Annotated in this window: 32 protein-coding genes and 1 riboswitch; of the genes, 25 read left to right on the forward strand and 7 right to left on the reverse strand. The window is 42.4% G+C overall.

Annotated elements, in window-relative coordinates:
- The first annotated feature begins 4 nt into the window (after positions 1-4).
- Positions 5-706, forward strand: a complete 702-nt coding sequence (locus RWX26_RS01480) for a response regulator transcription factor (protein ID WP_314578815.1) — start codon at positions 5-7, stop codon at positions 704-706.
- A complete protein-coding gene (locus RWX26_RS01485) occupies positions 690-1,925 on the forward strand; it encodes a cell wall metabolism sensor histidine kinase WalK (protein WP_009659138.1) in 1,236 nt (411 codons plus the stop codon). Before RWX26_RS01480 ends, RWX26_RS01485 begins: the two co-directional genes overlap by 17 nt.
- Before the next feature lie 116 nt (positions 1,926-2,041).
- On the opposite strand, the gene yidC is transcribed toward RWX26_RS01485, so the two are convergent.
- Complete coding sequence (gene yidC, locus RWX26_RS01490; RefSeq protein ID WP_023916600.1) at positions 2,042-2,965, reverse strand: membrane protein insertase YidC; 924 nt, start codon at positions 2,963-2,965, stop codon at positions 2,042-2,044.
- 81 nt (positions 2,966-3,046) lie between these two features.
- Entirely contained in the window at positions 3,047-3,325 is a 279-nt protein-coding gene (locus RWX26_RS01495; RefSeq protein WP_002897016.1) for an acylphosphatase, read from the reverse strand.
- Between the two features lie 84 nt (positions 3,326-3,409).
- Between RWX26_RS01495 and RWX26_RS01500 the strand changes: the two genes are divergently transcribed.
- From RWX26_RS01500 to yidD, 14 genes are all read left to right on the forward strand, one after another.
- The gene (locus tag RWX26_RS01500; protein WP_314578491.1) at positions 3,410-4,150 is read left to right on the forward strand and encodes an RNA methyltransferase; all 741 of its coding nucleotides are present in this window, start codon (positions 3,410-3,412) and stop codon (positions 4,148-4,150) included.
- A gap of 44 nt (positions 4,151-4,194) precedes the next feature.
- Complete coding sequence (locus RWX26_RS01505) at positions 4,195-4,686, forward strand: HD domain-containing protein (protein WP_125380073.1); 492 nt, start codon at positions 4,195-4,197, stop codon at positions 4,684-4,686.
- A 25-nt stretch (positions 4,687-4,711) separates the two neighbouring features.
- A complete protein-coding gene (locus RWX26_RS01510; RefSeq protein WP_002899730.1) occupies positions 4,712-5,395 on the forward strand; it encodes a Bax inhibitor-1/YccA family protein in 684 nt (227 codons plus the stop codon).
- A 104-nt stretch (positions 5,396-5,499) separates the two neighbouring features.
- The gene (locus tag RWX26_RS01515) at positions 5,500-6,750 is read left to right on the forward strand and encodes a diaminopimelate decarboxylase (protein WP_314578495.1); all 1,251 of its coding nucleotides are present in this window, start codon (positions 5,500-5,502) and stop codon (positions 6,748-6,750) included.
- A gap of 56 nt (positions 6,751-6,806) precedes the next feature.
- Positions 6,807-7,055, forward strand: coding sequence for a YneF family protein (locus tag RWX26_RS01520; protein WP_002918462.1), 249 nt, complete (start codon positions 6,807-6,809; stop codon positions 7,053-7,055).
- Positions 7,056-7,153: 98 nt separating this feature from the next.
- Positions 7,154-7,948: a glutamate racemase gene (gene racE, locus RWX26_RS01525; RefSeq protein WP_002931399.1), complete on the forward strand. Its 795-nt coding sequence runs from the start codon at positions 7,154-7,156 to the stop codon at positions 7,946-7,948.
- A complete protein-coding gene (locus RWX26_RS01530; RefSeq protein WP_314578501.1) occupies positions 7,945-8,949 on the forward strand; it encodes a nucleoside-triphosphate diphosphatase in 1,005 nt (334 codons plus the stop codon). The genes racE and RWX26_RS01530 overlap by 4 nt, the downstream gene beginning before the upstream one ends.
- Positions 8,928-9,449 carry a metallophosphoesterase gene (locus RWX26_RS01535; protein WP_002923538.1) on the forward strand — a complete coding sequence of 174 codons (522 nt, stop codon included), beginning with the start codon at positions 8,928-8,930 and terminating at the stop codon, positions 9,447-9,449. The genes RWX26_RS01530 and RWX26_RS01535 overlap by 22 nt, the downstream gene beginning before the upstream one ends.
- Entirely contained in the window at positions 9,446-9,907 is a 462-nt protein-coding gene (gene cbpB, locus RWX26_RS01540) for a cyclic-di-AMP-binding protein CbpB (RefSeq protein WP_002894606.1), read from the forward strand. The genes RWX26_RS01535 and cbpB overlap by 4 nt, the downstream gene beginning before the upstream one ends.
- Positions 9,904-10,635, forward strand: a complete 732-nt coding sequence (gene xerD, locus RWX26_RS01545) for a site-specific tyrosine recombinase XerD (protein WP_002894607.1) — start codon at positions 9,904-9,906, stop codon at positions 10,633-10,635. Before cbpB ends, xerD begins: the two co-directional genes overlap by 4 nt.
- 2 nt (positions 10,636-10,637) lie before the next feature.
- On the forward strand, positions 10,638-11,348 hold the full coding sequence (locus RWX26_RS01550; protein ID WP_002931394.1) for a segregation/condensation protein A: 711 nt from the start codon (positions 10,638-10,640) through the stop codon (positions 11,346-11,348).
- A complete protein-coding gene (gene scpB / locus RWX26_RS01555) occupies positions 11,341-11,910 on the forward strand; it encodes an SMC-Scp complex subunit ScpB (RefSeq protein ID WP_002894610.1) in 570 nt (189 codons plus the stop codon). The genes RWX26_RS01550 and scpB overlap by 8 nt, the downstream gene beginning before the upstream one ends.
- Positions 11,897-12,625 (forward strand): pseudouridine synthase, encoded by a 729-nt coding sequence (locus tag RWX26_RS01560; RefSeq protein WP_002931389.1) that lies wholly within the window; start codon positions 11,897-11,899, stop codon positions 12,623-12,625. Before scpB ends, RWX26_RS01560 begins: the two co-directional genes overlap by 14 nt.
- Positions 12,622-12,876, forward strand: coding sequence for a membrane protein insertion efficiency factor YidD (yidD, locus tag RWX26_RS01565; protein WP_080560800.1), 255 nt, complete (start codon positions 12,622-12,624; stop codon positions 12,874-12,876). Before RWX26_RS01560 ends, yidD begins: the two co-directional genes overlap by 4 nt.
- A 50-nt stretch (positions 12,877-12,926) precedes the next feature.
- Here the strand turns inward: yidD and RWX26_RS01570 are convergent, their stop codons facing one another.
- Positions 12,927-14,366, reverse strand: a complete 1,440-nt coding sequence (locus tag RWX26_RS01570; protein ID WP_002931387.1) for a TrkH family potassium uptake protein — start codon at positions 14,364-14,366, stop codon at positions 12,927-12,929.
- 4 nt (positions 14,367-14,370) lie between these two features.
- Positions 14,371-15,720, reverse strand: a complete 1,350-nt coding sequence (gene trkA / locus RWX26_RS01575) for a Trk system potassium transporter TrkA (RefSeq protein ID WP_002931386.1) — start codon at positions 15,718-15,720, stop codon at positions 14,371-14,373.
- Positions 15,721-16,061: 341 nt separating this feature from the next.
- Between trkA and RWX26_RS01580 the strand changes: the two genes are divergently transcribed.
- The 9 genes from RWX26_RS01580 to RWX26_RS01620 all read left to right on the forward strand — a co-directional run bounded on the left by RWX26_RS01580 (position 16,062) and on the right by RWX26_RS01620 (position 22,670).
- Complete coding sequence (locus tag RWX26_RS01580) at positions 16,062-16,565, forward strand: tRNA (cytidine(34)-2'-O)-methyltransferase (protein ID WP_009659168.1); 504 nt, start codon at positions 16,062-16,064, stop codon at positions 16,563-16,565.
- Positions 16,566-16,681: 116 nt separating this feature from the next.
- A riboswitch (FMN riboswitch) is annotated at positions 16,682-16,832 on the forward strand.
- 131 nt (positions 16,833-16,963) lie between these two features.
- Positions 16,964-17,521: an ECF transporter S component gene (locus RWX26_RS01585; protein ID WP_314578818.1), complete on the forward strand. Its 558-nt coding sequence runs from the start codon at positions 16,964-16,966 to the stop codon at positions 17,519-17,521.
- Positions 17,511-18,161 carry a phosphatase PAP2 family protein gene (locus tag RWX26_RS01590; RefSeq protein WP_314578510.1) on the forward strand — a complete coding sequence of 217 codons (651 nt, stop codon included), beginning with the start codon at positions 17,511-17,513 and terminating at the stop codon, positions 18,159-18,161. Before RWX26_RS01585 ends, RWX26_RS01590 begins: the two co-directional genes overlap by 11 nt.
- A gap of 95 nt (positions 18,162-18,256) precedes the next feature.
- A complete protein-coding gene (locus RWX26_RS01595) occupies positions 18,257-18,565 on the forward strand; it encodes a methylated-DNA--[protein]-cysteine S-methyltransferase (protein WP_314578512.1) in 309 nt (102 codons plus the stop codon).
- 59 nt (positions 18,566-18,624) lie between these two features.
- A complete protein-coding gene (locus RWX26_RS01600) occupies positions 18,625-19,572 on the forward strand; it encodes a TIGR01212 family radical SAM protein (protein WP_314578514.1) in 948 nt (315 codons plus the stop codon).
- Positions 19,566-20,117 carry a class I SAM-dependent methyltransferase gene (locus RWX26_RS01605; RefSeq protein WP_314578516.1) on the forward strand — a complete coding sequence of 184 codons (552 nt, stop codon included), beginning with the start codon at positions 19,566-19,568 and terminating at the stop codon, positions 20,115-20,117. Before RWX26_RS01600 ends, RWX26_RS01605 begins: the two co-directional genes overlap by 7 nt.
- Positions 20,118-20,357: 240 nt before the next feature.
- The gene (locus RWX26_RS01610) at positions 20,358-20,954 is read left to right on the forward strand and encodes a TetR/AcrR family transcriptional regulator (protein ID WP_399558156.1); all 597 of its coding nucleotides are present in this window, start codon (positions 20,358-20,360) and stop codon (positions 20,952-20,954) included.
- Positions 20,954-21,907, forward strand: coding sequence for an ABC transporter ATP-binding protein (locus RWX26_RS01615; protein WP_314578518.1), 954 nt, complete (start codon positions 20,954-20,956; stop codon positions 21,905-21,907). The genes RWX26_RS01610 and RWX26_RS01615 overlap by 1 nt, the downstream gene beginning before the upstream one ends.
- Positions 21,894-22,670 carry an ABC transporter permease gene (locus tag RWX26_RS01620; protein WP_314578521.1) on the forward strand — a complete coding sequence of 259 codons (777 nt, stop codon included), beginning with the start codon at positions 21,894-21,896 and terminating at the stop codon, positions 22,668-22,670. Before RWX26_RS01615 ends, RWX26_RS01620 begins: the two co-directional genes overlap by 14 nt.
- A 367-nt stretch (positions 22,671-23,037) precedes the next feature.
- Here the strand turns inward: RWX26_RS01620 and RWX26_RS01625 are convergent, their stop codons facing one another.
- The 3 genes from RWX26_RS01625 to RWX26_RS01635 all read right to left on the reverse strand — a co-directional run bounded on the left by RWX26_RS01625 (position 23,038) and on the right by RWX26_RS01635 (position 25,803).
- Positions 23,038-24,096, reverse strand: coding sequence for a DMT family transporter (locus RWX26_RS01625; protein WP_002894631.1), 1,059 nt, complete (start codon positions 24,094-24,096; stop codon positions 23,038-23,040).
- 449 nt (positions 24,097-24,545) lie between these two features.
- Complete coding sequence (locus RWX26_RS01630; RefSeq protein WP_314578524.1) at positions 24,546-25,310, reverse strand: class I SAM-dependent methyltransferase; 765 nt, start codon at positions 25,308-25,310, stop codon at positions 24,546-24,548.
- Between the two features lie 118 nt (positions 25,311-25,428).
- Positions 25,429-25,803 (reverse strand): hypothetical protein, encoded by a 375-nt coding sequence (locus RWX26_RS01635; RefSeq protein ID WP_002931360.1) that lies wholly within the window; start codon positions 25,801-25,803, stop codon positions 25,429-25,431.
- Positions 25,804-25,891: the final 88 nt, after the last annotated feature.

Below are 25,891 nucleotides of genomic sequence, written 5' to 3' on the forward strand. Positions count from 1 at the left end.
GATGATGAAGATTTTATTAGCTGAAGATGAGCAGCAGCTGTCTCGTGTCTTGGAAACAGCGATGACCCATGAAGGCTATCAGGTTGATACAGCCTTTGATGGGCAGGAGGCTGTGGACTTGGCCAAGGAAAATGCCTATGATTTGATGATTCTGGATATCATGATGCCGGTCAAGACAGGCATTGAAGCGCTGAAAGAAATCCGCCAAACCGGCAATACGACCCACGTCATCATGCTGACAGCTATGTCAGAGGTGGATGACAAGGTCACAGGGCTGGATGCCGGTGCAGATGATTATCTGACCAAGCCCTTCTCTCTGAAAGAGCTTCTGGCTCGCCTGCGCTCTATGTCCAGACGGGTAGCGACGTTCACCCCCAATTTGCTGCAGATTGGCCAAACCAGCCTCAATGTCGGAGAACATGAGCTCATTAGCTCCAACTCTATTCGACTAGCCGGCAAGGAATCTAAAATGATGGAATTTCTTATGCTTAATGTCCAGAAGAGTCTTTCCACTCAGGAAATCTTCCGTCATGTTTGGTCCAAAGACGAGGATGAGGATTTGGACGAAGGCTTCGTCTGGATTTATATTTCCTATTTGCGTCAGAAGCTGAAGGCTATTCATGCTGACCTTGCTATCTTGGGTGAGGAAGGCGGCAATTTCACTCTGGTGCCGCTGGAAGGAGATAGCCATGTTTCGGAAGCTTAAAATTCGGTTCATTCTGCTGGCTTCGGCGGCAATTGTTTGTATTTTGCTGACCATGATTGCTGTCTTAAACTCCGTTCGCTTTCTGCAGACCAACGGAGAAATCCAAGCCGTTCTCAATATTCTATCTGCCAATAATGGAGATTTTCCCAGCGTAGAAGAAACAGCAGAGAGCTTGCAAAACGACCGTATCACCATTGACACGATCTACCAATACCGCTATTTCAGCGTGGTCTATAAGGAAGACAAAACACTTTACTCCACCAACTTAGACCATCTTTCCAATCTATCTAAGGAGCAGGCGCTTAGCTACGCTAACAAAGTGATTAAGAACAGCCGCAGCAGTGGGGTTTTTAAGGTAGGCAGTCAATTTTATTCCTACCAGATAACGCAGGATTCCAAGAGTAAGCGCTATTTACTGGTGGTCTTAGATTCGACTAATTATCTCGAAAGCCGCAATGACTTTTTCTGGCTGTCTATCCAGTTGTGCTTCTATAGCTTTATTTTCTTTGTCTTAGTCGTGTCTGGATTTTCCAACTTTGCCATCCGTCCCTATATCAAAAACTACGAAAACCAAAAGCGTTTCATTACCAATGCTGGACATGAACTGAAGACGCCATTGGCCATCATCTCAGCCAATACGGAGCTGCAAGAACTGATGACTGGCGAAAATGAATGGACAGAAAGCACCAAGGACCAGGTCAAGCGGCTCAGCAACCTAATCAATCAAATGGTCGTTCTGGCCCGTCTGGAAGAGCAGCCAGATGTTACCTTGGTAGATGTGAATTTCTCAGAAGTTGTCAAAAAAGTAGCAGGAAACTTCAAGTCTGTCATCGAGAAGGCAGGCAAGAAGTACGAGATCAAGCTGCAGGAAGACATTCATGTCAAGGCAACTGAAGATGAACTTTATGAATTGGTTAGTATCCTGATTGACAATGCCTGCAAGTATTGTGATGAAGATGGGCAAATTTTTGTCACCCTGACCAAGGCCAAGCGTGGGAAACGAGCTCGTTTGACGGTAGCCAATAGTTACGCGGACGGTAAAAATGTTGATTACAGCCGTTTCTTTGATCGTTTCTATCGCGAAGACGAATCGCACAATCAGAAGCAGCCTGGCTACGGGATTGGCCTATCCATGGCAGAAAGTCTGGTGCGGATTTTTAAGGGCAGGATTTGGGTTTCATATAAGAAAGGCTTGATTGGCTTTACCGTTTTACTATGATAGCGTCACCTCGTTCATCAGTTATTGCTTTCTTTGCTGAGTTTTTGGTATCGGTTACGCCGATTCTTACTCGAGATTAAAAAAAATCTTCTAGTGTTAGCTAGAAGAATTTTTCTTTATCTTGACCGTTGCTTACCAGCATTGCGGTTCTTTTTCTTTTTGTTCTTTTGCTCAATAGCCTGCTGAGCTTTTGGAGTAACATCTTTAGCTCGACTCGCTTTTTTCAAGCCTTTAGGAGGATTTTTTTCAAATTCCTCTGCCACCTGTTTTCTCAGGCGAGGTCGGATGATGTAGTTGATGATAAATTGCTGGATGATTTGGATAAATCCACCGACTACCCAGTAGAGAGTGACTGCGGCAGGGGAGAAGAAAGAGAAACCAACAATCATGATAGGGCTCATATAAGAAGCCTGTTTCATGCTGTTTCTTTGAGTTTCATCTTCAATACCATGCAGAGAGAGCACCGACTGGATATAGTAGAGGATACCGACAATGGCAGTCAAAGCCAAGTCGCTTTTGGCCAGGTCTTTAATCCAGAGGAAGGAACTGCCTGCAACTCCTTGAGTATACTGAGCGGCAAAGAAGAGGGCTGAGAAGAAAGGCATTTGGATAAGCAGAGGCAGACAGCCTATACCGCCAAACATGCTGAGTCCATTCTCTTTTTGAGCAGCCATCAGTTCTTGCTGAGCCTGCATTTTCTCTTCCTGAGTCTCAGCATTTTTGATTCGCTCTTGGATTGGGGCAAAAATTGGCTTGAAGTAGTTCATCTTTTCAGACTGAAGCGTTGCCTTCCAAGACTGATAGATTCCCAGCGGCAGAATGATAATCCGCACGATGAGCGTAACGATGATAATCGCCAGACCATAACCCAGACCTGAATTCTTGGCAAAGAATTGGATACCATCCGCCATAGGCTGACCAATCACATCCCAGATCAGACCAGAAGGATTACCGGCCTTGTCGCGACCCACACAGCCAGACAGGAAAAGAAGCGCAGCCAGTCCCATACCGGAGAATAAAAAGCGTTTGAAATGTTTCACGAGTTCATATCCTTTGTTTCTAAAAAATAATACCTATCTATTCTACTGTTTTTTTGCAAAATATACAATAGTTCTGCAGACCTAATTTGAAATTTTAAAGTCAGGATAGGAGTCAAAATTAGCCATGGTCACATCCAAATAGCTGACCTTAGAAAAAGGTGTCGGTCCCTTGCGGATTTCTTGGATAAATTTGGCCATCAGAGCTGGGTCATCAGCCTGAGCCAGAATGCCAACAGTACCGTCATCATTGTTCCAGACCCGGCCGGTAATACCTCCGATTTCCAGCGCTAGAGAATAAACTCCCCAGCGGAATCCGACCCCTTGTACTCGTCCTTGGGCTATCATTTTTACTTTCTGCATGGCGTCCTCCTTTAGTGAGCGGACCGAGGGGATTTAAGCCCTCAGTATGAGTGCAAGTCTGCTAAATTGTGGTATAATGTTCTTATGAATATTATAACCTCAAAAGCCAATAATGTGGTAAAAAAAGCTAAAAAACTTCATCACAAAAAATACCGCAAGGATTCTTATTTGATCGAGGGCTGGCATTTATTTGAGGAAGCTGTCAGCAGCGGGGCAGAGCTGATTCGGATTTTTGCTTTAGCGGAATACGCAGAGCGATTAGCTGATTTTTCTCAGGTAATCTTTGTCAGTTCGGAGATTTTAGCAGATTTAGCTGATAGTAAGACGCCACAGGGCATTGTCGCGGAAGTGGCTTTTGAAAGGAAAGAAATACCATTGGAGTTAAGTGGACGCTATCTTTTCTTGGAGGACGTTCAGGATCCAGGTAATGTCGGTACCATCATTCGGACAGCTGATGCAGCTGGTTTTGATGGAGTCTTCATCTCTCGTTTGTCGGCAGATATCTATAGCCTAAAAACGCTGCGCTCTATGCAGGGGAGTCATTTTCACCTGCCAGTTTATCGGATGGATACAGCTGATTTTATTAGGCTGGCTCGTTCTTCCCGCCTGCCAATTCTAGCGTCGACCTTGTCGTCAATATCTATCGATTACAGAAAGGTGGACAGCAAAGAGAGCTTTGCCCTAATCATGGGCAATGAAGGTCAGGGAATTAGTCCAGAAATGACGGCAGCAGCTGATATTCTGGTCCATATTTCCATGAAGGGGCAGGCAGAAAGTCTTAATGTTGCTGTCGCTGCTGGTATTTTAATCTTTCATTTAAGCTAAAAATCAGAAAAAGAGATATAATAGTTGGCAAGGGAGGTGATTCTATGCCTTACAAAAAGGACGAGGAATTTATGGCCTATGTTGGGCACCTGATTGAAATGCCTAGTGTGCAGCGCCTGAAAGAAATTCCCCATCATATTCATTCCAATAGACTTGAACATTCCATCAATGTGAGTTATACTAGTTACAGAATTGCCAAAAAATTTGGCTGGAATGCCCGCAGCACGGCACGCGGTGCCTTACTTCATGACTTATTCTACTATGACTGGCGTGTGACCAAGTTTAAGAAGAGTCATGCTTGGGTTCATCCGAGGCTGGCAGTTCGCAATGCTCGTAAGATTACCAAGCTTAATAAAGTCGAAGAGGACATTATCGTCAAGCATATGTGGGGCCTGACTTTGGCACCGCCTCGCTACAAAGAATCATTCGTTGTGACGATGGTGGACAAGTATTGGGCCGTCAAAGAAGCGACGGCACCTTGGAGACGCAAGGGCGGTAATCGCAAGCTCTTTCATCGAAAGATGCTGAAACCGTAAATGTTTAATTATAAAAGGAGTAACTATGAATCATTCTATTATTCAAGATCAATCAGATATTAATTCTTTCTATGCCAAGATTTATTCTATCGTTGGAGTCGGTATTGGAATCTCAGCAATCGTCTCTCTCTTGATGCTGAATTTCTTTCAGGACATTATTATCTCTGTTCTGACAGGCTCCACTTGGATTTTCTATGCAGCTATTGCAGTTGAGTTTATCCTTGTGTTGGTAGCATCTGGAACTGCTCGGAGCAATAGCCCAGCGGCGTTGCCTATGTTTTTAGCTTATTCAGCCATCAATGGTTTTACCTTAAGTATTATCATGGCGCTGTATCTTCAGTCAACTGTTCTCTTAGCCTTTCTGACAACGACCGTTATGTTCTTTGCCATGGGCTTCATCGGCAAGGTGACCAAGAAGGATCTTTCTGGAATGGGCAGAGCTTGTATGGCCGGTTTGATTGGTATTATCGCTGCTAGCGTCCTTAATATCTTCTTGAGAAGCAGTGGCTTGGACTTTATCATCAGTATCGTTGGTGTCCTTATTTTCTCAGGACTCATCGCTTGGGACAATCAGAAGATCCGCTACGTCTATGAGCAGACCAATGGCAATCCAGGAAATGGATGGGCAATTTCGCTGGCTCTGCACCTATATCTGGACTTCATTAATCTCTTCCTCAGCTTGCTGCGTATTTTTGGAAGAAACAAATAACTAAGCTAAATAAGACTAAAGCATTGGACGTTTGCTCCAGTGCTTTTTGTTTCTCCTATGGATTTATGGTATAATAAACCCAGCAAATAGAAAGCGAGAATAGTATGAAAACTCCTTTTGTCAGTCGTGAAAAGCTAGCTGAGATTACGTCGCAGTTTCCAACACCTTTCCATCTTTATGATGAGAAGGGAATTCGGGAAAGAGCGCGTGCCTTGCATAAGGCCTTTTCTTGGAATCTAGGCTTTAAAGAGTATTTTGCTGTCAAGGCTACTCCCAATCCTGCTATTTTAAAAATCCTCAAAGAAGAAGGCTGTGGAGTGGACTGTGCTAGCTACGTTGAGCTGCTCATGAGCCAAAAGCTGGGCTTTGCTGGACAGGATATCATGTTTTCGTCCAATAACACACCAGCTGAGGAATTTCAGTTTGCGCGTGACCTTGGAGCGACTATCAATCTGGATGCCTATGAAGATGTAGCTTTTCTAAAGGAAGCTGCTGGTATTCCCAAGGTCATTTCCTGCCGTTACAACCCTGGCGGTGTCTTTGAGCTGGGAACCAGCATTATGGATAATCCTGAAGAAGCCAAGTTTGGTATGACTAAGGACCAGCTGATTCAAGCTTTCAAAGAGCTCAAGGATTTGGGAGCTGAGAAGTTTGGGATTCATGCCCTCTTGGCCTCTAATACTGTCAGTAATGACTACTATCCCGAACTAGCTCGCCAGCTTTTTGAGCTGGCTGTGGAAGTAGTGGCTGAGACAGGAGTTGAGTTGGACTTTATCAATCTCTCTGGTGGTGTCGGCATTAATTATCAGCCTGAAGGTGAGGAAAATGACATTGCGGTCATCGGTCAAGGAGTTCGTCAGGCCTATGAAGCTATTCTGACGCCTGCTGGTCTGGGACAGGTAAAGATTTATACGGAGCTGGGCCGCTTTATGTTGGCACCTTATGGCTTACTTGTCACTAAAGTTACCCATAAGAAGCAGACCTACCGAACCTATCTGGGAGTGGATGCTTCTGCAGTCAATCTGCTGCGTCCAGCTATGTACGGTTCTTATCACCACATTACCAATATAGATCGACCTGAGGATGAGACAGAGATTGTGGATGTTGTCGGCAGTCTCTGTGAGAATAACGATAAATTCGCCATTAATCGCTCGCTGCCCGTCAGTCAAATTGGCGATACACTAGTGATTCACGATACGGGTGCTCATGGTTTTTCTATGGGTTATCAGTACAATGCCAAGCTCCGCTCCAGCGAAATTCTCTTGGAACAAGATGGCAATGTTCGCATGATTCGTCGGGCAGAAAAACCAGAAGATTATTTTGCGACACTGTATGGCTTTGATTTTGAAAAATAAAGAAAATTTGATATAATGAAGAGCAATGTAAAAATTGAAATAGAGGAGTTCTTGATATGAATGTATTTTTAGAGATTATCTTGATTTTAGCGGCATTTGCTGGAGGCGTGATCTTGGGTATGTATCTGCTTCGTCGGCAAGTGGAGAAGGAATTTGCAGAAAATCCACGTCTGAATGTAGAAGCAGTTCGGACCTTGCTTAGCGCAAGCGGTCAACGGCCAAATGAAGCGAAAGTGCAGCAAGTCTACCGTCAAATTATCAGCCAGCAGAAAGCTGCGCTTGCTAAGAGCAAAAAGAAAAAATAATTTTCTAGTGACTGGCTTTTAATACCAGTAGAGAAAATCTATAAAAAAATGGGGATTTGGAATCGGCTTCCAGTCCCTTGTTTTAGAAAGAAGACCTTATGGATAATCGACCAATCGGTTTTTTAGACTCAGGAGTGGGCGGTTTGACTGTAGTCCGTGAGCTCATGCGGCAGCTCCCCCACGAAGAGGTCATTTATATCGGAGATTCAGCGCGGGCTCCTTACGGTCCTAGGCCTGCTGAGCAGATTCGCGCTTATACTTGGCAATTGGTTAACTTTCTCCTGACCAAGGATGTTAAGATGATTGTCATTGCCTGCAATACAGCGACTGCTGTTGTCTGGGAAGAAGTGAAGGAAAAGCTGGATATTCCAGTACTGGGCGTGATTCTGCCGGGGGCTAGTGCAGCTATTAAGTCAACTGCCAGTGGCCGCATCGGTGTTATTGGAACGCCAATGACTGTTTCTTCTGATATTTATCGTCAGAAGATTGAAGCGCTCTCGCCGGAAATGCAGGTGGAAAGTTTGGCCTGTCCTAAGTTTGTACCTTTGGTAGAGTCCAATGAACTCCATTCCAGTCTTACCAAAAAAGTTGTCTATGAAACCCTGCAGCCTCTGGTTGGCCGGGTAGATACTCTGGTCTTAGGCTGTACCCACTATCCCTTGCTCCGGCCTATTATTCAAAATAGGATGGGACCAAATGTGAAGCTGATTGACAGCGGGGCAGAGTGCGTACGGGATATTTCTGTCCTGCTCAATTACTTTGAAATCAACCGCAGCCGGGAAAAACAGGAGCTCAATCACCAATTTTACACAACTGCCAATGCTAAGAGCTTTTCGGAGATTGCCGAAAGCTGGCTGGGTCTGAAAGTGAATGTGGAGCATGTAAGCTTATGACAAATAAAATTTATGAATACATTGACGAGAACAATTGGTATATCGGAGAATGGACCCGCTTTCGCAAGGCTGGCTATCATTTCAACGACATCCCCTACAGGCTCTTGGAGCATATAGATGCAGAGTTGAGCGAGCTGATTGAGCGGGATTTGGATGAAGAATACAATGCCTTTACCACAGTTGTGGTCAAATACGGCTCGCCCATGTCCTATATCCAGTTTGTTCTCAATATGATTAACGACCGTCAGGAGCGAGAGTTTAAGGCGACCAGTCATAAGGGGGCTATTCTAATTACAGAAAAGGACTTGCTGCGCAAGGTCTTCTTCCTGTCCAAGGATGGGGTTAAGATGACCGACTTTTTTGGTCAGGGTCAGGAGTCTGAGATGGCTGTCGGAGATACCATCTTGATTGCGACTCGCAACGAAGGAAAGACAGCAGAGTTTCGCAAACTCTTTGAGAAGCTGGGCTATAAGGTTGAAAATCTCAATGATTATCCTGATTTGCCAGAAGTGCAAGAGACTGGAACCACCTTTGAGGAAAATGCGCGGCTCAAGGCAGAGACAATCAGTAAGCTGACCGGTAAAATGGTGCTAGCTGACGACTCAGGTCTGCAGGTTGATGTTTTAGGCGGCTTGCCAGGAGTCTGGTCGGCTCGCTTCTCTGGAGTAGGCGCGACAGATGATGAAAACAACATCAAGCTCCTGCATGAGTTGGCTATGGTGTTTGATATCAAGGACCGCTCTGCCCATTTTCATACGACCCTAGTGGTGGCTAGTCCTAACAGGGAGTCTCTGGTAGTTGAAGCGGATTGGCCGGGCTACATAGCCCATGAGCCAAAAGGGGAAAATGGATTTGGCTATGATCCCTTGTTCTTAGTGGGAGAAACAGGAAAAACGTCTGCCGAGCTGACGATGGAAGAAAAGAATGCGCAATCTCACCGGGCTCAGGCAGTTAAGAAATTAGTGGAGGTATTTCCAGCATGGCAAAGCAAACTATTATAGTCATGAGTGATTCTCATGGCGACCGTGCTATTGTTGAAGAGATTAGGAATCATTATATAGGAAAAGTAGATGCGATTTTCCATAACGGAGACTCTGAGCTTCCTTCTGATGATGAGGTATGGCAAGGGATTCAGGTTGTTGCAGGGAATATGGACTTTTACGACGGCTATCCAGAACGATTGGTGACAGATTTGGCGGGGACCATTATTGCCCAGACTCACGGGCATCTCTTCCATATCAACTTTTCTTTTCAAAAGCTGGATTTGTGGGCGCAAGAGGTTAATGCAGACATCTGCCTTTATGGTCACCTGCATATCCCAGATGCTCGAATGGAGGGCAAAACGCTCTTTCTGAATCCGGGCTCCATCAGCCAGCCACGCGGCCTGATCAACGAACGTCTCTACGCTAAGGTAGAGATTGATGATGACCGCTTTAAAGTTGATTTCTATACGCGAAATCATGAACTTTATCCAAGCTTGTCCAAGGAGTTTAGCCGATGATTGCTAAGGAATTTGAAGACTATCTGCTGGAACATGAAGAAACTTTTTTGACGCCTGGGGAAAATTTGGCGGTTATGATTGACACCCACAATGTGGATCATGCTATCCTACTATTGAGCCAGATGACATACTCACGTGTACCAGTCGTGACAGCAGATAAAAAGTTTGTTGGTACGATTTCCCTGACCGACATCATGTCCTATCGCATGCGCCATGATTTGCCAGAAGAGGAATTCATGATGACCGATATCGTCCACATGACTAAAATGGACGACTTGACAGTTGGGCCAGATTATACTGTATCAGATGTACTTCATAAGCTGGTCGACGAGTCATTCCTGCCGGTTGTGGGCGAGGATCAGCATTTTTACGGAATTATTACTAGAAAGTCCATTTTGAAAGCTGTCAATTCTTTGTTGCACGGCTTTAGCAAGAAGTACGAAATTCGCAAAAAATGAAAGAATACATTAGACCGTTTTTAAATCAAAAAAACATCTCAGAAAATTCTAAAATTGCCTATTCTTATGATTTGGAGCAGTTTATCGAGGAAGTACATGGCCGGATTACCGAGACCAATCTGCGGATTTATCAGGCCTCCATCAAGGATTTTAAGGCAGCTGTTCAGAAGCGGAAACTCTCAGCAGTCAATCAATTTCTTTACTTCCTTTATCAGCAGCAGCTTATTGAGGAGTTCCACCGCTTGGTCCTGCCCAAGGTTTCCATATCGAAGGAGCAGGAAAATGAACTGCTGGATCTGTCTGCTTTTTGGCAGGAATCAAGCGTTCCCAGGGGGCGGCTGATGGCTCTTCTTATCTTGGAAATGGGATTGCTGCCCAGCGAGATTTTGCAGGTCAGAGTGGCAGATGTCAATCTTGATTTTCAGGTTTTGAAGATTGAAAAGGCCGGTCAGAAGCGGGTCATCAAGATTCCTGAGAGCCTGACGGGTGAGTTAGAAGACTATCTGACAGGGACATATTTATTTGAGAAAAACGGCAAATCCTATTCTCGTCAATGGGGCTTCCGTCAGCTAGAGGCCTTCTTGATTGAGCAGGGACAAGCCAGTCTATCTGCCCAAAGCCTGCGTGAGCAGTTTATTTTGCGCCAGCGGGAGAAGGGGATTGGCCTCTATGATATTGCCCAAGACTTGGGCTTGAAAACCATGATTACACTAGAAAAATACAGATAAAAATGGATATCAAACTAAAAGATTTTGAAGGCCCGTTGGACCTGCTGCTCCACCTTGTATCTAAGTACCAGGTGGATATTTATGATGTTCCCATTACGGAGGTCATCGAGCAGTATCTGGCTTATGTGGCTACTTTGCAGACCATGAAGCTGGAAGTGACGGGCGAGTACATGGTCATGGCAAGCCAGCTCATGCTGATTAAGAGCCGCAAGCTCCTGCCTAAGGTGGCGGATAATGCTGAGCTGGAAGATGATTTGGAGCAAGACCTCTTGAGCCAGATCGAGGAATACCGCAGGTTCAAGCTCTTGGGTGAGAAAATGTCGCTCCAGCATGATGACCGGGCGCTTTATTATTCTAAGCCTAAGCTAGAGCTGGTTTATGAGGATGCTGAGCTCCTGCATGACAAGTCAACGATTGATCTTTTCTTGGCTTTTTCCAAGGTTATAGCCAAGAAGCAAGAGGAGTTTTCTAAGAGCCATACAACCATTGTGCGAGACGAGTACAAGATTGAGGACATGATGGAAGTGGTGCGTCAGCGTTGTGCTGGTAAGAGCCGTCTGGCTCTGCAGGAGATTTTTGCAGAGACCAAGGATATGAATGAAATTATCACTCTCTTTCTGGCGACATTGGAATTGGTCAAGGTGCAGGAAGTGCAAGTCATTCAGGAAGAAAATTTTGGAAATATTTATTTAGTAGGAAGAGGAAATGAGTAAGTTAGCAGAGATTGAAGCCCTGCTTTTTGTGGCGGGAGAAGATGGACTCAAGGTTCATCAATTGGCAGAAATCTTATCTTTGCCGCCGACCGGGGTTATTCAGAGTTTGGAGAAGTTGGCTGAGCAATATGAAGCCAATCCAGACTCTAGCCTGACCCTGCTGGAAACTTCAAAGACATACAAGCTGGTCACAAAGCCAGAGTTTGCTGAGATTCTTCGGGCCTATTCACGGGCGCCAATCAATCAAAGTCTGTCGCGGGCAGCACTGGAGACCTTATCTATCATTGCCTATAAGCAGCCGATTACAAGGGTAGAAATAGATGACATCCGCGGGGTTAATTCCAGTGGTGCATTGGCCAAGCTCTTAGCTTTTGAACTGGTTCGAGAAGATGGCAAAAAGGAAGTCATTGGTCGGCCAAATCTCTATGTGACAACGGATTATTTCTTAGACTATATGGGAATCAATCACCTAGATGAGCTGCCGATTGTCGAAGAAACAGAGCTAGTTGCTGAAGAAAGCCAGCTCTTTATTGAAAGGACAGATATCGATGAGAATCAATAAATACATCGCTCATGCTGGGATAGCCAGTCGTCGTAAGGCAGAAGAGCTAATCAGGCAGGGGAAGGTCAGTATAAATGGCCAAGTGGTACGAGAACTGGCGACAAACGTCAAGTCTGGCGATCGTGTGGAAATAGAAGGCCAACCTATCTACAATGAAGAGAAGGTTTATTACCTCCTCAATAAGCCGCGCGGGGTCATTTCCTCTGTCAGTGATGACAAGGGACGTAAGACGGTCGTGGAGCTCTTGCCTCAGGTCAAGGAGCGAATTTATCCGGTCGGTCGTTTGGACTGGGATACTTCTGGTATTCTCATTCTGACCAATGACGGAGATTTTACCGACGAGATGATTCATCCCCGCAATGAGATTGACAAGGTCTATGTGGCCCGTGTCAAAGGATTGGCCAATAAAGAAGTTCTTCGTCCTCTGACTCGCGGTATTGAGATAGAGGGGCGCAAAACCAAGCCAGCGGTTTATGAGATTATCAAGGTTGATCCGGCGAAAAATCGCTCGGTCGTTCAGCTGACAATCCACGAAGGCCGTAACCATCAGGTCAAGAAGATGTTTCAGGCGGTCGGATTGCAAGTGGATAAGCTTTCACGGACTCGATTTGGTCATTTGGACTTAACTGGCCTCAAGCCTGGTGAGTATCGTAAGCTCAATAAAAAAGAAGTCAGCCAGCTGCATACACTGGCTGTAACCAAGACCAAGAAATGATAAAGAAACTGCTTATTGCTCCTGTCCGCTTTTATCAACGCTTCATATCGCCTGCTTTCCCTCCATCTTGCCGCTTTCGGCCCACCTGCTCTAACTATATGATAGAGGCTATCCAGAAGCATGGTGCTAAAGGAGTTTTAATGGGCTTGGCGCGCATTCTCCGCTGTCATCCCTGGTCTCAGCCAGGAGAGGATTCTGTACCAGACCATTTCAGCCTGAGAAGAAATAATTCAAGAAAAAAGTCACACTAGATAAGTATCTAGTGTGACTTTTATATATATCTATATTCTCCGAATATTTCCTATCTTCTAGACCAAGTCTTAGGCAGGAAGAGCAGGAGAATCGGGTAGATTTCCAAACGACCGCCAATCATAGCAAAGGCTAGCAGCAGTTTGGAAAAAGGACTAAAGATAGAAAAAGTATCTGTCGTCCCAATCATGGGGCCGATATTGTTGAAGCAAGAGAGAACCCCGCTGACAACCGTCATGAAATTATCATTATCCAAGCTGACAATGAAAATGAGAGCTAGAACAATCAAGATATAAACAGCTAAGTATTTCAGTACCTTGTGCTGGGTATCCTTGTCAATGACCGCACCATTGACATGCAAGGTCAGGACGCGATTAGGTGATAAGGTAGATAGAATCTGATTTTTAGCAATACGGGAAATGATAATCCCCCGAATGACCTTAAATCCCCCAGCTGTTGATCCAGCTGAGCCCCCGATACACATGAGCAAGAGCAGGATAACCTGAGAAAAGAGCGGCCATTTGACTGTATCGCCATAGCCAAATCCAGTTGTTGTGATGACATTGGCTACCTGGAAGAAGGAAATCTCCACGCTCTTGGCAAAGCCTTGATAGAGGTGGAAGACATTAAAGGCAATCAAGGCTGTGGAAAGAAATACAATCCAGAGATAGCCCTTGAGCTCCTCATCTTCAAAGCAAGTTTTAAACTTACGAATCAGCAAGTAATAGTAGAGATTGAAGTTGACCCCGAAAGCTAAAACTCCAAAGCTGACTAGATAAGTAATCAGCGAGCTGTTATAGTGGGCGATACCGTCATTATAAACGGTGAATCCTCCTGTGCCAGCAGTTCCCATGGCAATGACGAGACTGTCAAAGAGCGGCATGCCCGCTAGGAAATAAAGCAGAGCAAAGATAGCAAAGAGAGCCAGATAGATGATGTAAAGAATCTGAGCCGTACTCCTGAGCTTGGACACGACCTTGCCAAAGACTGGTCCAGGTACCTCTGCTTTCATAACCTCCAAGTGGCCATTTTTAGCATTGTCCATAATAGCTAAGGCAAAGACCAGCACTCCCATCCCTCCGATTAAGTGAGTAAAGCTGCGCCAGAAGAGCAGAGAATGGGAGAGAACGCCGACATCGTTAAGGATAGTCGCTCCCGTGGTGGTGAAGCCGGAGCTGATCTCAAAGAAAGCATCAATAACGTCTGGAATCTGCCCGGAAAAAACAAAGGGCAGAGCTCCGAAGAAGGACCAGAGAATCCAGCACAGGGCTACAATCAGGACACCTTCCTTGGCGTAGATATGTAGGTCCTTGGGCTTGAAATAAGAGCCTATGCCACCTAAAACTAGCAGGATGGCCATGGTTGCCCCGATAGAGAGAAAGACCTTTAAAGGCTCACCGTAGATTAGAGCTACGATAATGGGCACAATCAGCAGTGCCGCCTCAATCAGCAGTAATTTTGCCAGCAGGTAGCGAATCATAGATCTATTCATGGGCCTACCTCGCTAACAGATCGTAAATCTGCGTGATATTTTGCAGCAGAGTGGTAACGATAATCTTATCTCCAACTTGCAGGTCGTCATCACCGGTAGGGAAGATGGCTTTGCCTTGACGGATAATGGCCGCAATCAGGACATCTTTCTTCAGATGAAGCTGAGACAGAGGAATACCAGTCATCTTGTTTTCTTCCTTGATTTGGAATTGCAGGGTTTCAATTTGGCCATTGGCTACATGGTGCAGAGCTTCTAGGTTAGAGAATTGAGCATTGTAGCGACCACGGATAAAGTGCATAATGGTATCAACAGCGATACCTTTAGGTGTCACGATGCTGGCAAAATCTTGGTTATCAATGATTTCCAACAAACTGGTCCGGTTAATCTTGGTGATGTTTTTCTGTACACCTAGATTATTAAGGAACATAGAAGTGATGATATTTTCTTCATCTACACCAGTCAGGGTAGCGATGGCATCAAAGTTATTAGCGCGTTCCTCCAGCAGGATGTCCTTGGCAGTACCATCACCATGGACGACATAGAGATCAGGAAATTCCTGACTGAAAAAGTTTGCCCGCTCGCGGTTGGATTCAATGATTTTGAGCTCAATTTTACTGTTTTTGAGAATATTGAGCAGGTAATAGGCAATCTTGCCTGCCCCGATAATCATCAGGCTCTTAACCACTCTAGGGCGTACCATATTGTGGAATTGAACGATGTCTAGGCGGTTACCTGTTACATAGAACTTGTCCCCGGCCTCCAAAGTGAAGTCACCATCAGGAATTTCCAAGTGCCCTTTTCTCTCAATAGCACAGACAATGATATTTCCAAATTTCTTACGGAACTGGGAAATATTCATCTGGCAGAGATTGCTGTCTTCCTTGAGTTTGAACTCCATCAGTGCCACCCGGCCATTGGCAAAGTGCTCTACTGACAGGGCATTAGGAAAGTCAATGATGTTAGCAATATAGCGAGCAGTTAGGAGCTCAGGATTGACCACTAGCGAGAAGCCCAGGATGTTCTTCTCCTTAAAGTAAGGGTTGGAATACTCAGGATTGCGCACTCGGACGATAGTTTCCTTAGCCCCCATCCGCTTGGCTAGGACCGCTGAAACCATGTTGACCTCATCATGCTCGGTCATAGAGATGAAAATGTCACAGTGCCCAACATCTGCCTGTTCTAGGATTTTGAAGTTGGCTCCATTGCCAGAAATACCGATAATATCATAGCGCTTGGTAATCTGGTTGAGAACAGCCTCATCCTGCTCAATTAGGATAACATCATGTTTTTCAGCCACTAAGGAGCGACAGAGGGCCGTTCCGACCTTCCCGCCGCCAACAACGATAATTTTCATAAGTTTAGATTCCTCCAAAGTATGTATCTATCATACTCTTTTTTCATTTAAATTTCATCTATATAATACAGAATAGTCTAGTTATTTATAGAATTCCGAATATTTTTTTACAAAAATGGTGTCTTCCTATGAAAATTTAAAAAAAACTAGAATTTTTTGAGCCGTTTTTATTGACTTGTAGGCTGAAAGTGTTATACTAAATGAGTACCTTCATTGGTTTACCTCAAACCTGTTGTGATGTAAGTTAATGAAGCCTTAACCACGCTGTTTGCTGAGCTTGACTCCGGGCAGTGTGGCTATTTTTTTATCTAAAGAAAAATACTAGGAAAAATATTCTTATTATGAAAAATCATATTGTTCTTTTTGAGCCTCAGATTCCGCAGAATACCGGCAATATTGCCCGTACTTGCGCCGCGACTAATTCACCGCTTCACATCATCAAGCCCATGGGTTTTCCCATTGATGATCGCAAGATGAAGCGGGCTGGGCTGGACTATTGGGATAAGCTGGACATCACCTATTATGAGAGTTTAGACGATTTTATGGAGCAGATGGATGGCCGTCTTTATCTGATTTCTAAGTTTGCAGAGAAGGTCTATTCTGAGGAAAATTTTGCAGCAGAAGGTTCGCACTATTTTATGTTTGGTCGTGAGGACAAGGGATTGCCAGAGGAATTTATGCGTCGTCATCCAGAGAAGGCACTGCGTATTCCCATGAATGATCAGCATGTTCGCAGCCTCAATGTTTCAAACACAGTCTGTATGATTGTTTATGAAGCCCTGCGCCAGCAGAATTTTGCTGGCTTAGATTTGGTACACGAGTATGAAGCGGACAAGCTGAAGTAGCGGAATGAATGTATCTAAGCAGTTAATTTTCCTGATTGATAGAACACTAATGTTGAAACATTTTTGATTACATCAATCAAATTGCTTGCTCTGGCAGGCTTTTTTTGTTATGATAATGATGTCTTCAGGGCAGGGTGAGATTCCCGACCGGCGGTAATTTTTAGCTGGAAAATGTTTTTTTCTCAATGCTAAATCAAGTCCGCGAGCGCAAGCTGATGTGGTGAGATTCCACAACCGACAGTATAGTCTGGATGGGAGAAGACGAGAGGCAGTGAAGCATTCTTGCCGTTTAATCTTTATTTAAGGGCTGAGCCTTATACTAAATAATCATTAGCTGACAAGCTTTTTTCAGTGGCCTTTCCGGCTTCTCTAATTTTTATAAATTGGAGGAACCTGTGATGACAAATACTCGTAAGTTGGCGATTGTAGCAGTTTTATCTGCACTATCATTTCTACTCATGCTTTATGAGATTCCCTTGATAACCGAATTTCTAAAGTTGGATTTTTCAATTATTCCGATTTTACTGGCTTTGGTGGTCTTGGATTTAAAAAGCTCTCTGGCAGTGCTCTTTATTCGCTCTGTCTTAAAGCTGGCTTTGAATAATCATGGCGTAGACACTCTTATCGGTCTCCCCATGAATATGCTGGCGGTAGCTGTCTTTGTCTGTGCTTTTTCCCTCTTATGGAAAAAAAGAAAGAGCTTATCTAGCTATGTGAAGGCTTCCTTGGCAGCAACGCTTGGTCTTACGATCACTATGATTGTTCTAAATTTTATCTACGCAGTGCCTCTCTATGCGAGGTTTGCTGGTTTTGATATCAATAAAGTATTTGGTCTTTCCAAGTATCTGCTGACCATGATTGTCCCCTTTAACCTATTAGAAGGAGTAATCTGGGCTCTCGTCTTTTGGCTAATTTACACGCTCTTGCAGCCCGTCCTAAAACGCTATGAAAAATAAACAATCTTATCTAACAAAGGGCTCTTTTGCCCTTTTACTTTTCGTCATATTAGGCTATATGGTCAAATTTTATCCTGACCAGCTGACCCACTTTGACACCCCGATTCAGACCTGGCTGCGGGGAGATTTGCCTGCAGCTGTGACGACATTTTTCAAACTAGTGACCAGTGCGATTGATCCGATGGGGATTATCATCTGGGTTTCAGCTCTTGTCCTGTTTTTCCTGTATAAAAAATGGAAGCTAGAAGCTGCCTTGCTAGCTGGAAATTTGGTCTTGCATGGGATTTTGATTAAGCTGATTAAACTCGTTTACCACAGAAGTCGCCCTAGTATCCTGCATTTGGTCGAAGAGGGCGGTTACTCTTTCCCGAGTGGACATTCCATGGCGACAGCCCTTGTTGTAGGAAGCTTGATTATTATCGTCCAGCAACGGATTCAAAACCAAAAAATAAAGCGCTTGGTACAAGGCCTGCTCCTGGTCTATATCTTCACTGTTATGGCCTCCAGAGTATATCTGGGCGTGCACTATCCGACAGATGTTATCGGAGGAGCCTTGATGGGCTTTTCCATTCTCAATATCGAATTTCCCTTTTATGATAAGCTGCGTTTTCAGTGGCGTTTCAAGGGAAAGCAGAAATAAATATAGATGAGAAAGGTTGGTTTTGCTGGCCTTTTTGTCTTGACAAAGAAAATCTCTTTCTTTAAGATAGGAGCAAACAAGATTTGGAGGTCAGAATGTCCAATTTGAATCAAGAAATCATACAGTCAGTTTTAGCTCTTGTTGATAGTATTCCCTCTGGGAGCGTGGCGACTTATGGCCAGATTGCCCGTTTGATTGGGCGGCCTAAAAACGCCCGCTTGGTTGGAAAGATTCTCAGTCAGTCGGAACTTTATGGCGGTATACATCCTTGCCATCGGGTAGTCAATGCAGCAGGGCGCCTCACACCTGGCTGGGAAGACCAGAGACACTTGCTCTGGGCGGAGGGAGTGGACTTGAAGGCTAATGGCTGTGTGGACCTCAAGCGTTATCAGTGGGAGCGATGATTTCCTTCTTTCCTTGTGAAAGAGGGAATGTTTGTTTCTATACACTTTTTTGTGGTAGAATGAAAGGTATGAAATCTTACAATTCTTTGAATGATTATTATCGCAAACTTTTTGGAGAAAAGACTTTTAAGGTGCCTATTGATGCGGGCTTTGACTGTCCCAATAGGGACGGTACCGTGGCGCATGGAGGCTGTACCTTTTGTACCGTTTCGGGCTCGGGTGATGCCATTGTGGCACCAGATGCGCCCATTCGCGAGCAGTTCTATAAGGAAATTGACTTTATGCACCGCAAGTGGCCAGATGTTCGCAAGTATCTGGTCTATTTCCAGAACTTCACTAATACTCATGAGAAGCTTGAAGTGATTCGTGAGCGTTATGAGCAGGCCATTAACGAACCAGGTGTCGTTGGACTCAATATCGGGACTCGACCGGACTGTTTGCCAGATGAGACCATCGCCTACTTGGCTGATCTCTCTGAGCGCATGCATGTGACCGTGGAGCTGGGCCTTCAGACTACCTATGAGGAGACCTCGGACCTCATCAATCGTGCCCATTCTTATGAGCTCTATGTGGAGACGGTCCAGCGAGTCCGAAAGCTGGCTCCCAAGGCGGAGATTGTCTCTCACTTGATTAACGGCCTGCCGGGTGAAACCCATGAGATGATGCTAGAGAATGTCCGCCGCTGTGTGACGGATAATGACATTCAGGGGATTAAGCTCCACTTGCTTCACTTGATGACTAATACCCGTATGCAGCGGGATTACCATGAAGGGCGACTACAGCTGCTCAGTCAGAAGGAATATATCTCCATCGTCTGCGACCAACTGGAGATTATCCCCGAGCATATCGTCATCCACCGCATCACAGGGGATGCCCCGCGAGATATGTTGATTGGCCCTATGTGGAGCCTCAATAAATGGGAAGTTCTCAATGCCATCGAGGCAGAAATGCGTCGTCGTGGCAGCAAGCAAGGCTGTAAAGCAAAGGAGCAGAGATTCGTATGTTAAGACCCTTACAGATGGCCCATGCCTTTTTGGCAGAGGTCGTGACCAAGGAAGATGTTGCTGTGGATGCTACTATGGGCAACGGACATGACACCCTCTTTCTGGCTCAATTGGCCAAGCAGGTCTATGCTTTTGACATTCAGAAGCAGGCTGTGGAAAAGACTCGCCAGCGCTTGGCAGAAGCTGGCTTGGACAATGTTCAGCTAATCTTGTCTGGGCATGAGACTATGGACCAATACACGGACCATTTCAAGGCAGCTATTTTTAATCTTGGCTACCTGCCTTCGGCGGACAAGTCTGTCATTACTCGACCTGATACGACGCTGGAAGCTTTGGAAAAGGTCTGCCGAGGCTTAGAAAAAGGCGGCCGTGCAGCTATCATGATTTACTATGGGCATGAAGGTGGCGAAGTTGAAAAAGATGCGGTGCTTGACTTTGTCACTCAGCTACCCCAGCAGGACTTCACCGTTGCCCTCTACAAGACCATCAACCAGATCAATAATCCGCCTTTCTTGGTCATGATTGAGAAATTGAGAGAAGGAAGTTGAGATACAATAAGGATACAGAGAGAAAAGCCAGATAATAGGAGCTTTCAGTACTGTATCTTTATTTTTTTAAATCGTGAAAATCGAATAATTAGGTCTAAAATAAGAGAATTATGATGTGTGTAAATTTAAAGTCTTATATTTTCTTACAAAGAAGATATAAGACTTTTGACATTTTTCAGTTTATATGATAATCTATGACTGTAAAAACAAAAAACGTCACAGTGTTTTTAGGAGGAAGTTATGGCTACTGCTTTTACTGCTGAAGAAAAAGAAGTAATTAGAAAGAAATTACATAAAGTTGCAAAGGAATGCCTTCAAAGATATGGGGTTAAGAAAACCACAGTTGACCAGATGGCAGCAATGGTAGATATTTCCAAAGGTTCTTTTTATAATTTTTATTCCTCAAAAGAAATGTTATTTTTTGCGGTCTTAGAAGAATATCAAATAGGTGTTATGGATCGCCTGACAGAACAATTAGGTATGGAAGTCAAGATAGATACAAATCGTCTGGTACAGTTACTTTATGATTTTTATCAAGATTTTCGCTATTCATTTATGTATACCATATTCAAAAATCATGAAATGGAATTACTCGTAAGAAAATTGCCAAAAGAGGCGATAACAAATCATCATCTGATAGATGATAGGATGGTTAAAAAAATTGTATCCCGAATCAATATTAGAGAAAATGTATCGGTAGAAATCGTCTCTGCTTTATTTAGAACGATTGCTATGACTATATTACACATCGAGGAAATCGGTGAAGAACAATTTGATACTACATTGAAGTTAGTCATACAAGGAATTGTTGAGCAAATTACTAAGGAGGATAGGTAATGGTGAAAGAAGCAATTAGAACTGCAAACCTTTCTAAAAGATATGGAACAAAAAATGTTGTCAACAACTTGAATCTATCAATAAAAAGTGGTGAAATAGTAGGTTTTTTAGGACTGAATGGTGCAGGGAAAACAACAACGATGAGAATGATGTTAGGATTGATAAAATCTACATCAGGAGAATGTTATATCCAAGGAAAAAAGTTAGATCTGAATAATTTAGAACTTCGAAATGAAATAGGTTATATTATTGAGACACCTTATTCTTATCCAGACTTAACTGTGAGAGAAAATTTAGAAATCGTTAGTAAATTAAGAGGGGTTAATAGAGATAATATTGACTGGGTAATTGAAAAATTAAAACTAAAGCAATATGAACATAAACAGGAGAAGCATCTTTCTTTAGGAAATGTTGCGCGTTTAGGAATTGCAAAAGCGATTATTCATAAACCTAAAATCCTAATTCTTGATGAGCCAACAAATGGATTAGATCCTTTTGGAGTTATTGAAGTGAGAGAGCTATTAAAGGAATTGGCGAATAATCTAGGTACAACTGTTCTTATTTCAAGTCATAATCTGGAAGAAATATCTAAAATTGCTACTAGAATAGTCATTATACATGAGGGCAGACTTATAAGAGAAGTTGAAAGTAATGAATTAGAACAGTACTTAGAAAAGAAGTTACTAGTAAGTGGCTCTAATAATAAGGCCATGAAAGAAGTATTATCTAACCATGGCTATCAGGTGAACATTCAATCAGACACAGAAAATAATATCGATTTCTTAGAACTAATTGATAAAAAATCTGTGGAATATCCGGAAGAAATTGCTACATTGCTGGTTAATGCAGGTTATCCGCCCAAATCGCTGACTGTTGAGAAAGAAGATTTAGAGCATTATTTCTTAAGGATACTGAATGACTATAATAGAGGTGTTTCGAATGAAAAAGCTTAGTTCCTGTATTTTAATTGAATGGAGAAAGTTAATAAAATCAAAACTTTCCATCGTAACTGCTTGTTCTATCTGTTTAGTTCCTTTTATTGTTGGGTTGTTTGCAACTATGATGAAATATCCAGAGAATTTCAAAAATCTTGGTTTGATTTCTGCAAAAATGGAAATGATGAAGATAACAGACTGGTCGTCATACTTAATGACCATATCACAAGTCATTTCTGTTGGGGGATTGCTCATTTTTGGATTTACAGCATCTTGGGTTTTTGGTAGAGAATATTCTGATAAAACTATGATAGACCTATTAGCACTCCCGATAAGAAGAGATACAATCGTATTATCCAAGTTTATCGTTATCGCTCTATGGAGCTATATTCTATCAATTTTTGCACTTTTATTGGGATTATTAGCTGGCAATCTGATTGGACTTGATGGTGGGAACTTAACGGTGATTTTCAAAGGTATACTTACTTTTGGTTTTTGTACTACTCTTACGATCATACTCTCTACTCCAGTAGCTTTTTTTGCTTGTTTAGGCCGGGGCTATTTGTCTCCATTGGCATTTATCATTTTTACTATTATTTTTTCTCAGCTTGGTTCTGCTCTTAACTTTGGGAAGTATATTCCATGGGCGATTCCTGCACTCGCAAGTGGTATTGCAGGAAAAGCATTATTGAATTTTGGTAGCATTGTCAGTTTATTTGGGGCAAGTATTCTAGGTCTTATCGCAACAATAGCTTGGTGGAGGTATGCTGATTACGATTAAAATGAAGTGATGAAAATGCTAATAACACGAAACTAAGTCTTATTCATTTCCATTCAAAACAACCCCTCCTGTTCAGATTGAAAAACAAGAGGGGTTATATTATGACAATCGAAAGTTTTGGGGGAGAGGGGACTATGTGAATATCGTTGGCCTAAATGAAAAGATAGTTTCTAATATACGTGATTGGGAAAAAATGACCTTGTCTTTGATAAGTTAAGTGTCAAACCGTTCTCAGATGGCAGTTTTAGAACAAGGTGAAATCCCGTTTTCACGGGTGGTTATGACTTCTCAAAATGAGCAAAAAAGCAGTAAACCTTTGTGATTTACTGCTTTAAAAATTCTTCTATTCAATTAGACAAACTGGTATTTATAATCCATTCGCATGAGCCAATTTATGTTCCTGGCTATTTATATAATCTTCGTGTTTGTGATTATGTCTCTCCTCATTACCGAAGTGCTTATGCTCATGTTCATGAGTGATTACATGAGTATGAGTCACGCCGTTATGTGTATGAACAATCGTATGCTTATGCTCATGAAGATGATGCTTTACCATAGTGTCATATACTACAAATACCGTTCCTAGCAACATCAGAGCCAGCCCTATAAAATATTCTAGAGCCAATTTTTCTCCATTTACTGCAAAGGCTAAAAATGATCCCACAAACGGTGCTACAGCATAAAAAGAACTTGTCTTAGCTGCACCTAAGTCTCTTTGCGCTCTTATATAAAGAAAAATACTTAATCCGTATGCTACAAATCCTAATAGCATAACTTCGGCAATGTATTTCATTTCTGGAATCTTTTCGCCAAGTACCAATGCAATAGTAAATGCACCTCCGCCAGAAAAAATGCCTTTTAGCAAAACAATCTCATATGTGCTTTTATCTGACATCTTTCTTGTACAGTTATTCTCAAGTCCCCAGCAACAGGTTGCCAGTATCACAAAAAAAGAACCTATAGAAAACTGGAAACTATCACTTCCCTCAAATGACAAAACAATACTAGATAGCGTAATAAATCCAATGGCAATCCACAGCTTTCTTGATACCTTCTCCTTGAAAAACAGTAACGCCATTAACGCAGTCGCCACAATTTCAAAATTACCAAGGAGTGACGCATTAGATGCTGTTCCCATTTTTATACCTATCATTAAAAATATAGGGGCGGCTATATCTAATCCAATCATTCCGATTGTATAGGGTAAATCCTGCTTTGTAAGTCTCTCTGATTTTTTCTCTTTTTTTATGTGAAATAAATACATTATTCCAACGCCAAGACCAGCACCAAGATAAAGAAAAGCGGCAATAAAAGTTGGTGTAACATTATTCAAAAGAACTTTTGAAAATGGCGTGTTAATTGCATAAAATCCAGCTGCTAACAGTGCTAATATAACTGCGCTCGTCTTTGTTTTCTGCTTCAACATTTGTCATCCCCTTTGCTCTGTACATTCTAATTCGCTTCCCTAAACATTTTTACTATTATATCATATATTTACTTAATGTTAGAGCCCTAGCTCTTGCTTCTTAACCTGTGTTGGTCTTCTATTTTCTTTTACTAGTGTCTCTAAACAATTTCTAACACTTTTAGCTCTTTCCATTTAATATAGAATTTCGGTTTTGAAGTTGACTACATCTCATCAATACTCTTGCCTTTTCAAAATGCTTGTTAGGGTTGCTTTATTCCAGTTATTGCGATTTTCTTGATTCAAAAATTACTGACTCTTTTATTTTGGAAAAATGAGCAAAAAACAGTAAAACTTTTTGATTTACTGTTTTAAACATTCTTTGATTCAATTAGACAAACTGGGATTTTTAGATTTTAAGCCTTAAGGAAAATAAAATGGGCTATTCTCCTTAAGTGTTTTCTATAATATTATAGTTTGATGCAGAGTGTAGCTATATAGTCATTTCCATAACGTGATAATCTATGTCTTTTATCACATGATTCATAAAAATCTATCATAGCGAGACCATTTTTAAGTTGTCCTCTAATCTGAGTTTCTAAGGTATGGCTAAATTCATATCCATATTCTGGATTTATGGTTATTTTGCCTTCCTCTTCAAGCTCTTTTGAATTAAAAGGTATTGAAAACTTTAAAAGTAATTCTTCATCGGGTTTGTCCCATACAATGTCAGCATCGTACATGTATATCCAAGGGTTCATAAATCCGACCATTAATAGTCCACCCTTTTTCAATACTCGAGAGGCTTCTTTATACATGTTTTCTAAATCTTCTATATATACATTTGAAACCGGATTAAAAATAATATCAAAAGTTTCATTTTCAAATGGAAATGGTTTTGTCATATCGCCTTGAACTGTGTTGATTTTTAAGCCTTCTCTTTTAGCAACCATATCATCTCTTTGTAATTGTGATTTAGAAAAATCCATTATGGTTACATCATAACCTTTTATAGCAAAAACTGGCCCCTGCTGTCCACCACCACAAGCTAAACCTAATATCTTTTTTCCGTTTGCTTTTTCAAACCATTCTTTTGGAACTTTTTTCCCGACAGTTAATGCAACAGAAATTGGATGTTTTCTAACTTCTTCTAATTCTTCATGTGTCAATGGCTCAGTATAGTCATTTTTTACATTATTCCATCTATCTTCATTTAATTTTATATAATTGTTCATCTTATAATCTCCTCGTAATTTTATACTATTTCGATTTAAGTTGAATATGTTGCCATTACATTTTTCTCACCTCTACAAATTCCAATTTGACGCACTGTAGATGTTCCTCGCTTACATACTACATCTGAAATGCTGTTATCCAAAAACATATTCCGGCTACAAGTGAAATCGGAGTCATAACATATTTTTCTTTCTTACTTTTTGAAATCATGTTCATAATCGTATTCAAGGATAGGTAAGCGGCAAAGAAGAAACAAATATATTTAGTCACCTTAAAAGACAGCCACAAAGGAAGCAAACCTCCAGCTTGCAAAATAATGATCATGGCAAAAATTTGGATAGCCACCGAAATGACTGCCGCAAGTCTAAATTTTTTAGGTAAGATTTTATGTTGTCCACCCATTGTATATTCGCCCAAAGGCAGACCGCAAGCAACAAGAACTGTCATAATTGCTATAACTCCAAATAATACTGCACCTAATATTGAAAACATAAATCGCTATTCTCCCTTCGCAAAATACAAAAAATTTTAATTACAAATTCAACTTTGTCTCACTTAATGTTCCTATAAAATTATAACA

Source organism: uncultured Streptococcus sp., assembly GCF_963536705.1.
GTDB lineage: Bacteria > Bacillota > Bacilli > Lactobacillales > Streptococcaceae > Streptococcus.

Coding starts and splice junctions, on each gene's coding strand:
- RWX26_RS01480 (WP_314578815.1), top strand. CDS start 5: ATGAAGATTTTATTAGCTGAAGATGAGCAGCAGCTGTCTCGTGTCTTG.
- RWX26_RS01485 (WP_009659138.1), top strand. CDS start 690: ATGTTTCGGAAGCTTAAAATTCGGTTCATTCTGCTGGCTTCGGCGGCA.
- RWX26_RS01495 (WP_002897016.1), bottom strand. CDS start 3,325: ATGCAGAAAGTAAAAATGATAGCCCAAGGACGAGTACAAGGGGTCGGA.
- RWX26_RS01500 (WP_314578491.1), top strand. CDS start 3,410: ATGAATATTATAACCTCAAAAGCCAATAATGTGGTAAAAAAAGCTAAA.
- RWX26_RS01505 (WP_125380073.1), top strand. CDS start 4,195: ATGCCTTACAAAAAGGACGAGGAATTTATGGCCTATGTTGGGCACCTG.
- RWX26_RS01510 (WP_002899730.1), top strand. CDS start 4,712: ATGAATCATTCTATTATTCAAGATCAATCAGATATTAATTCTTTCTAT.
- RWX26_RS01515 (WP_314578495.1), top strand. CDS start 5,500: ATGAAAACTCCTTTTGTCAGTCGTGAAAAGCTAGCTGAGATTACGTCG.
- RWX26_RS01520 (WP_002918462.1), top strand. CDS start 6,807: ATGAATGTATTTTTAGAGATTATCTTGATTTTAGCGGCATTTGCTGGA.
- racE (WP_002931399.1), top strand. CDS start 7,154: ATGGATAATCGACCAATCGGTTTTTTAGACTCAGGAGTGGGCGGTTTG.
- RWX26_RS01530 (WP_314578501.1), top strand. CDS start 7,945: ATGACAAATAAAATTTATGAATACATTGACGAGAACAATTGGTATATC.
- RWX26_RS01535 (WP_002923538.1), top strand. CDS start 8,928: ATGGCAAAGCAAACTATTATAGTCATGAGTGATTCTCATGGCGACCGT.
- cbpB (WP_002894606.1), top strand. CDS start 9,446: ATGATTGCTAAGGAATTTGAAGACTATCTGCTGGAACATGAAGAAACT.
- xerD (WP_002894607.1), top strand. CDS start 9,904: ATGAAAGAATACATTAGACCGTTTTTAAATCAAAAAAACATCTCAGAA.
- RWX26_RS01550 (WP_002931394.1), top strand. CDS start 10,638: ATGGATATCAAACTAAAAGATTTTGAAGGCCCGTTGGACCTGCTGCTC.
- scpB (WP_002894610.1), top strand. CDS start 11,341: ATGAGTAAGTTAGCAGAGATTGAAGCCCTGCTTTTTGTGGCGGGAGAA.
- RWX26_RS01560 (WP_002931389.1), top strand. CDS start 11,897: ATGAGAATCAATAAATACATCGCTCATGCTGGGATAGCCAGTCGTCGT.
- yidD (WP_080560800.1), top strand. CDS start 12,622: ATGATAAAGAAACTGCTTATTGCTCCTGTCCGCTTTTATCAACGCTTC.
- RWX26_RS01570 (WP_002931387.1), bottom strand. CDS start 14,366: ATGAATAGATCTATGATTCGCTACCTGCTGGCAAAATTACTGCTGATT.
- trkA (WP_002931386.1), bottom strand. CDS start 15,720: ATGAAAATTATCGTTGTTGGCGGCGGGAAGGTCGGAACGGCCCTCTGT.
- RWX26_RS01580 (WP_009659168.1), top strand. CDS start 16,062: ATGAAAAATCATATTGTTCTTTTTGAGCCTCAGATTCCGCAGAATACC.
- RWX26_RS01585 (WP_314578818.1), top strand. CDS start 16,964: ATGACAAATACTCGTAAGTTGGCGATTGTAGCAGTTTTATCTGCACTA.
- RWX26_RS01590 (WP_314578510.1), top strand. CDS start 17,511: ATGAAAAATAAACAATCTTATCTAACAAAGGGCTCTTTTGCCCTTTTA.
- RWX26_RS01595 (WP_314578512.1), top strand. CDS start 18,257: ATGTCCAATTTGAATCAAGAAATCATACAGTCAGTTTTAGCTCTTGTT.
- RWX26_RS01600 (WP_314578514.1), top strand. CDS start 18,625: ATGAAAGGTATGAAATCTTACAATTCTTTGAATGATTATTATCGCAAA.
- RWX26_RS01605 (WP_314578516.1), top strand. CDS start 19,566: ATGTTAAGACCCTTACAGATGGCCCATGCCTTTTTGGCAGAGGTCGTG.
- RWX26_RS01610 (WP_399558156.1), top strand. CDS start 20,358: ATGGCTACTGCTTTTACTGCTGAAGAAAAAGAAGTAATTAGAAAGAAA.
- RWX26_RS01615 (WP_314578518.1), top strand. CDS start 20,954: ATGGTGAAAGAAGCAATTAGAACTGCAAACCTTTCTAAAAGATATGGA.
- RWX26_RS01620 (WP_314578521.1), top strand. CDS start 21,894: ATGAAAAAGCTTAGTTCCTGTATTTTAATTGAATGGAGAAAGTTAATA.
- RWX26_RS01625 (WP_002894631.1), bottom strand. CDS start 24,096: ATGTTGAAGCAGAAAACAAAGACGAGCGCAGTTATATTAGCACTGTTA.
- RWX26_RS01630 (WP_314578524.1), bottom strand. CDS start 25,310: ATGAACAATTATATAAAATTAAATGAAGATAGATGGAATAATGTAAAA.
- RWX26_RS01635 (WP_002931360.1), bottom strand. CDS start 25,803: ATGTTTTCAATATTAGGTGCAGTATTATTTGGAGTTATAGCAATTATG.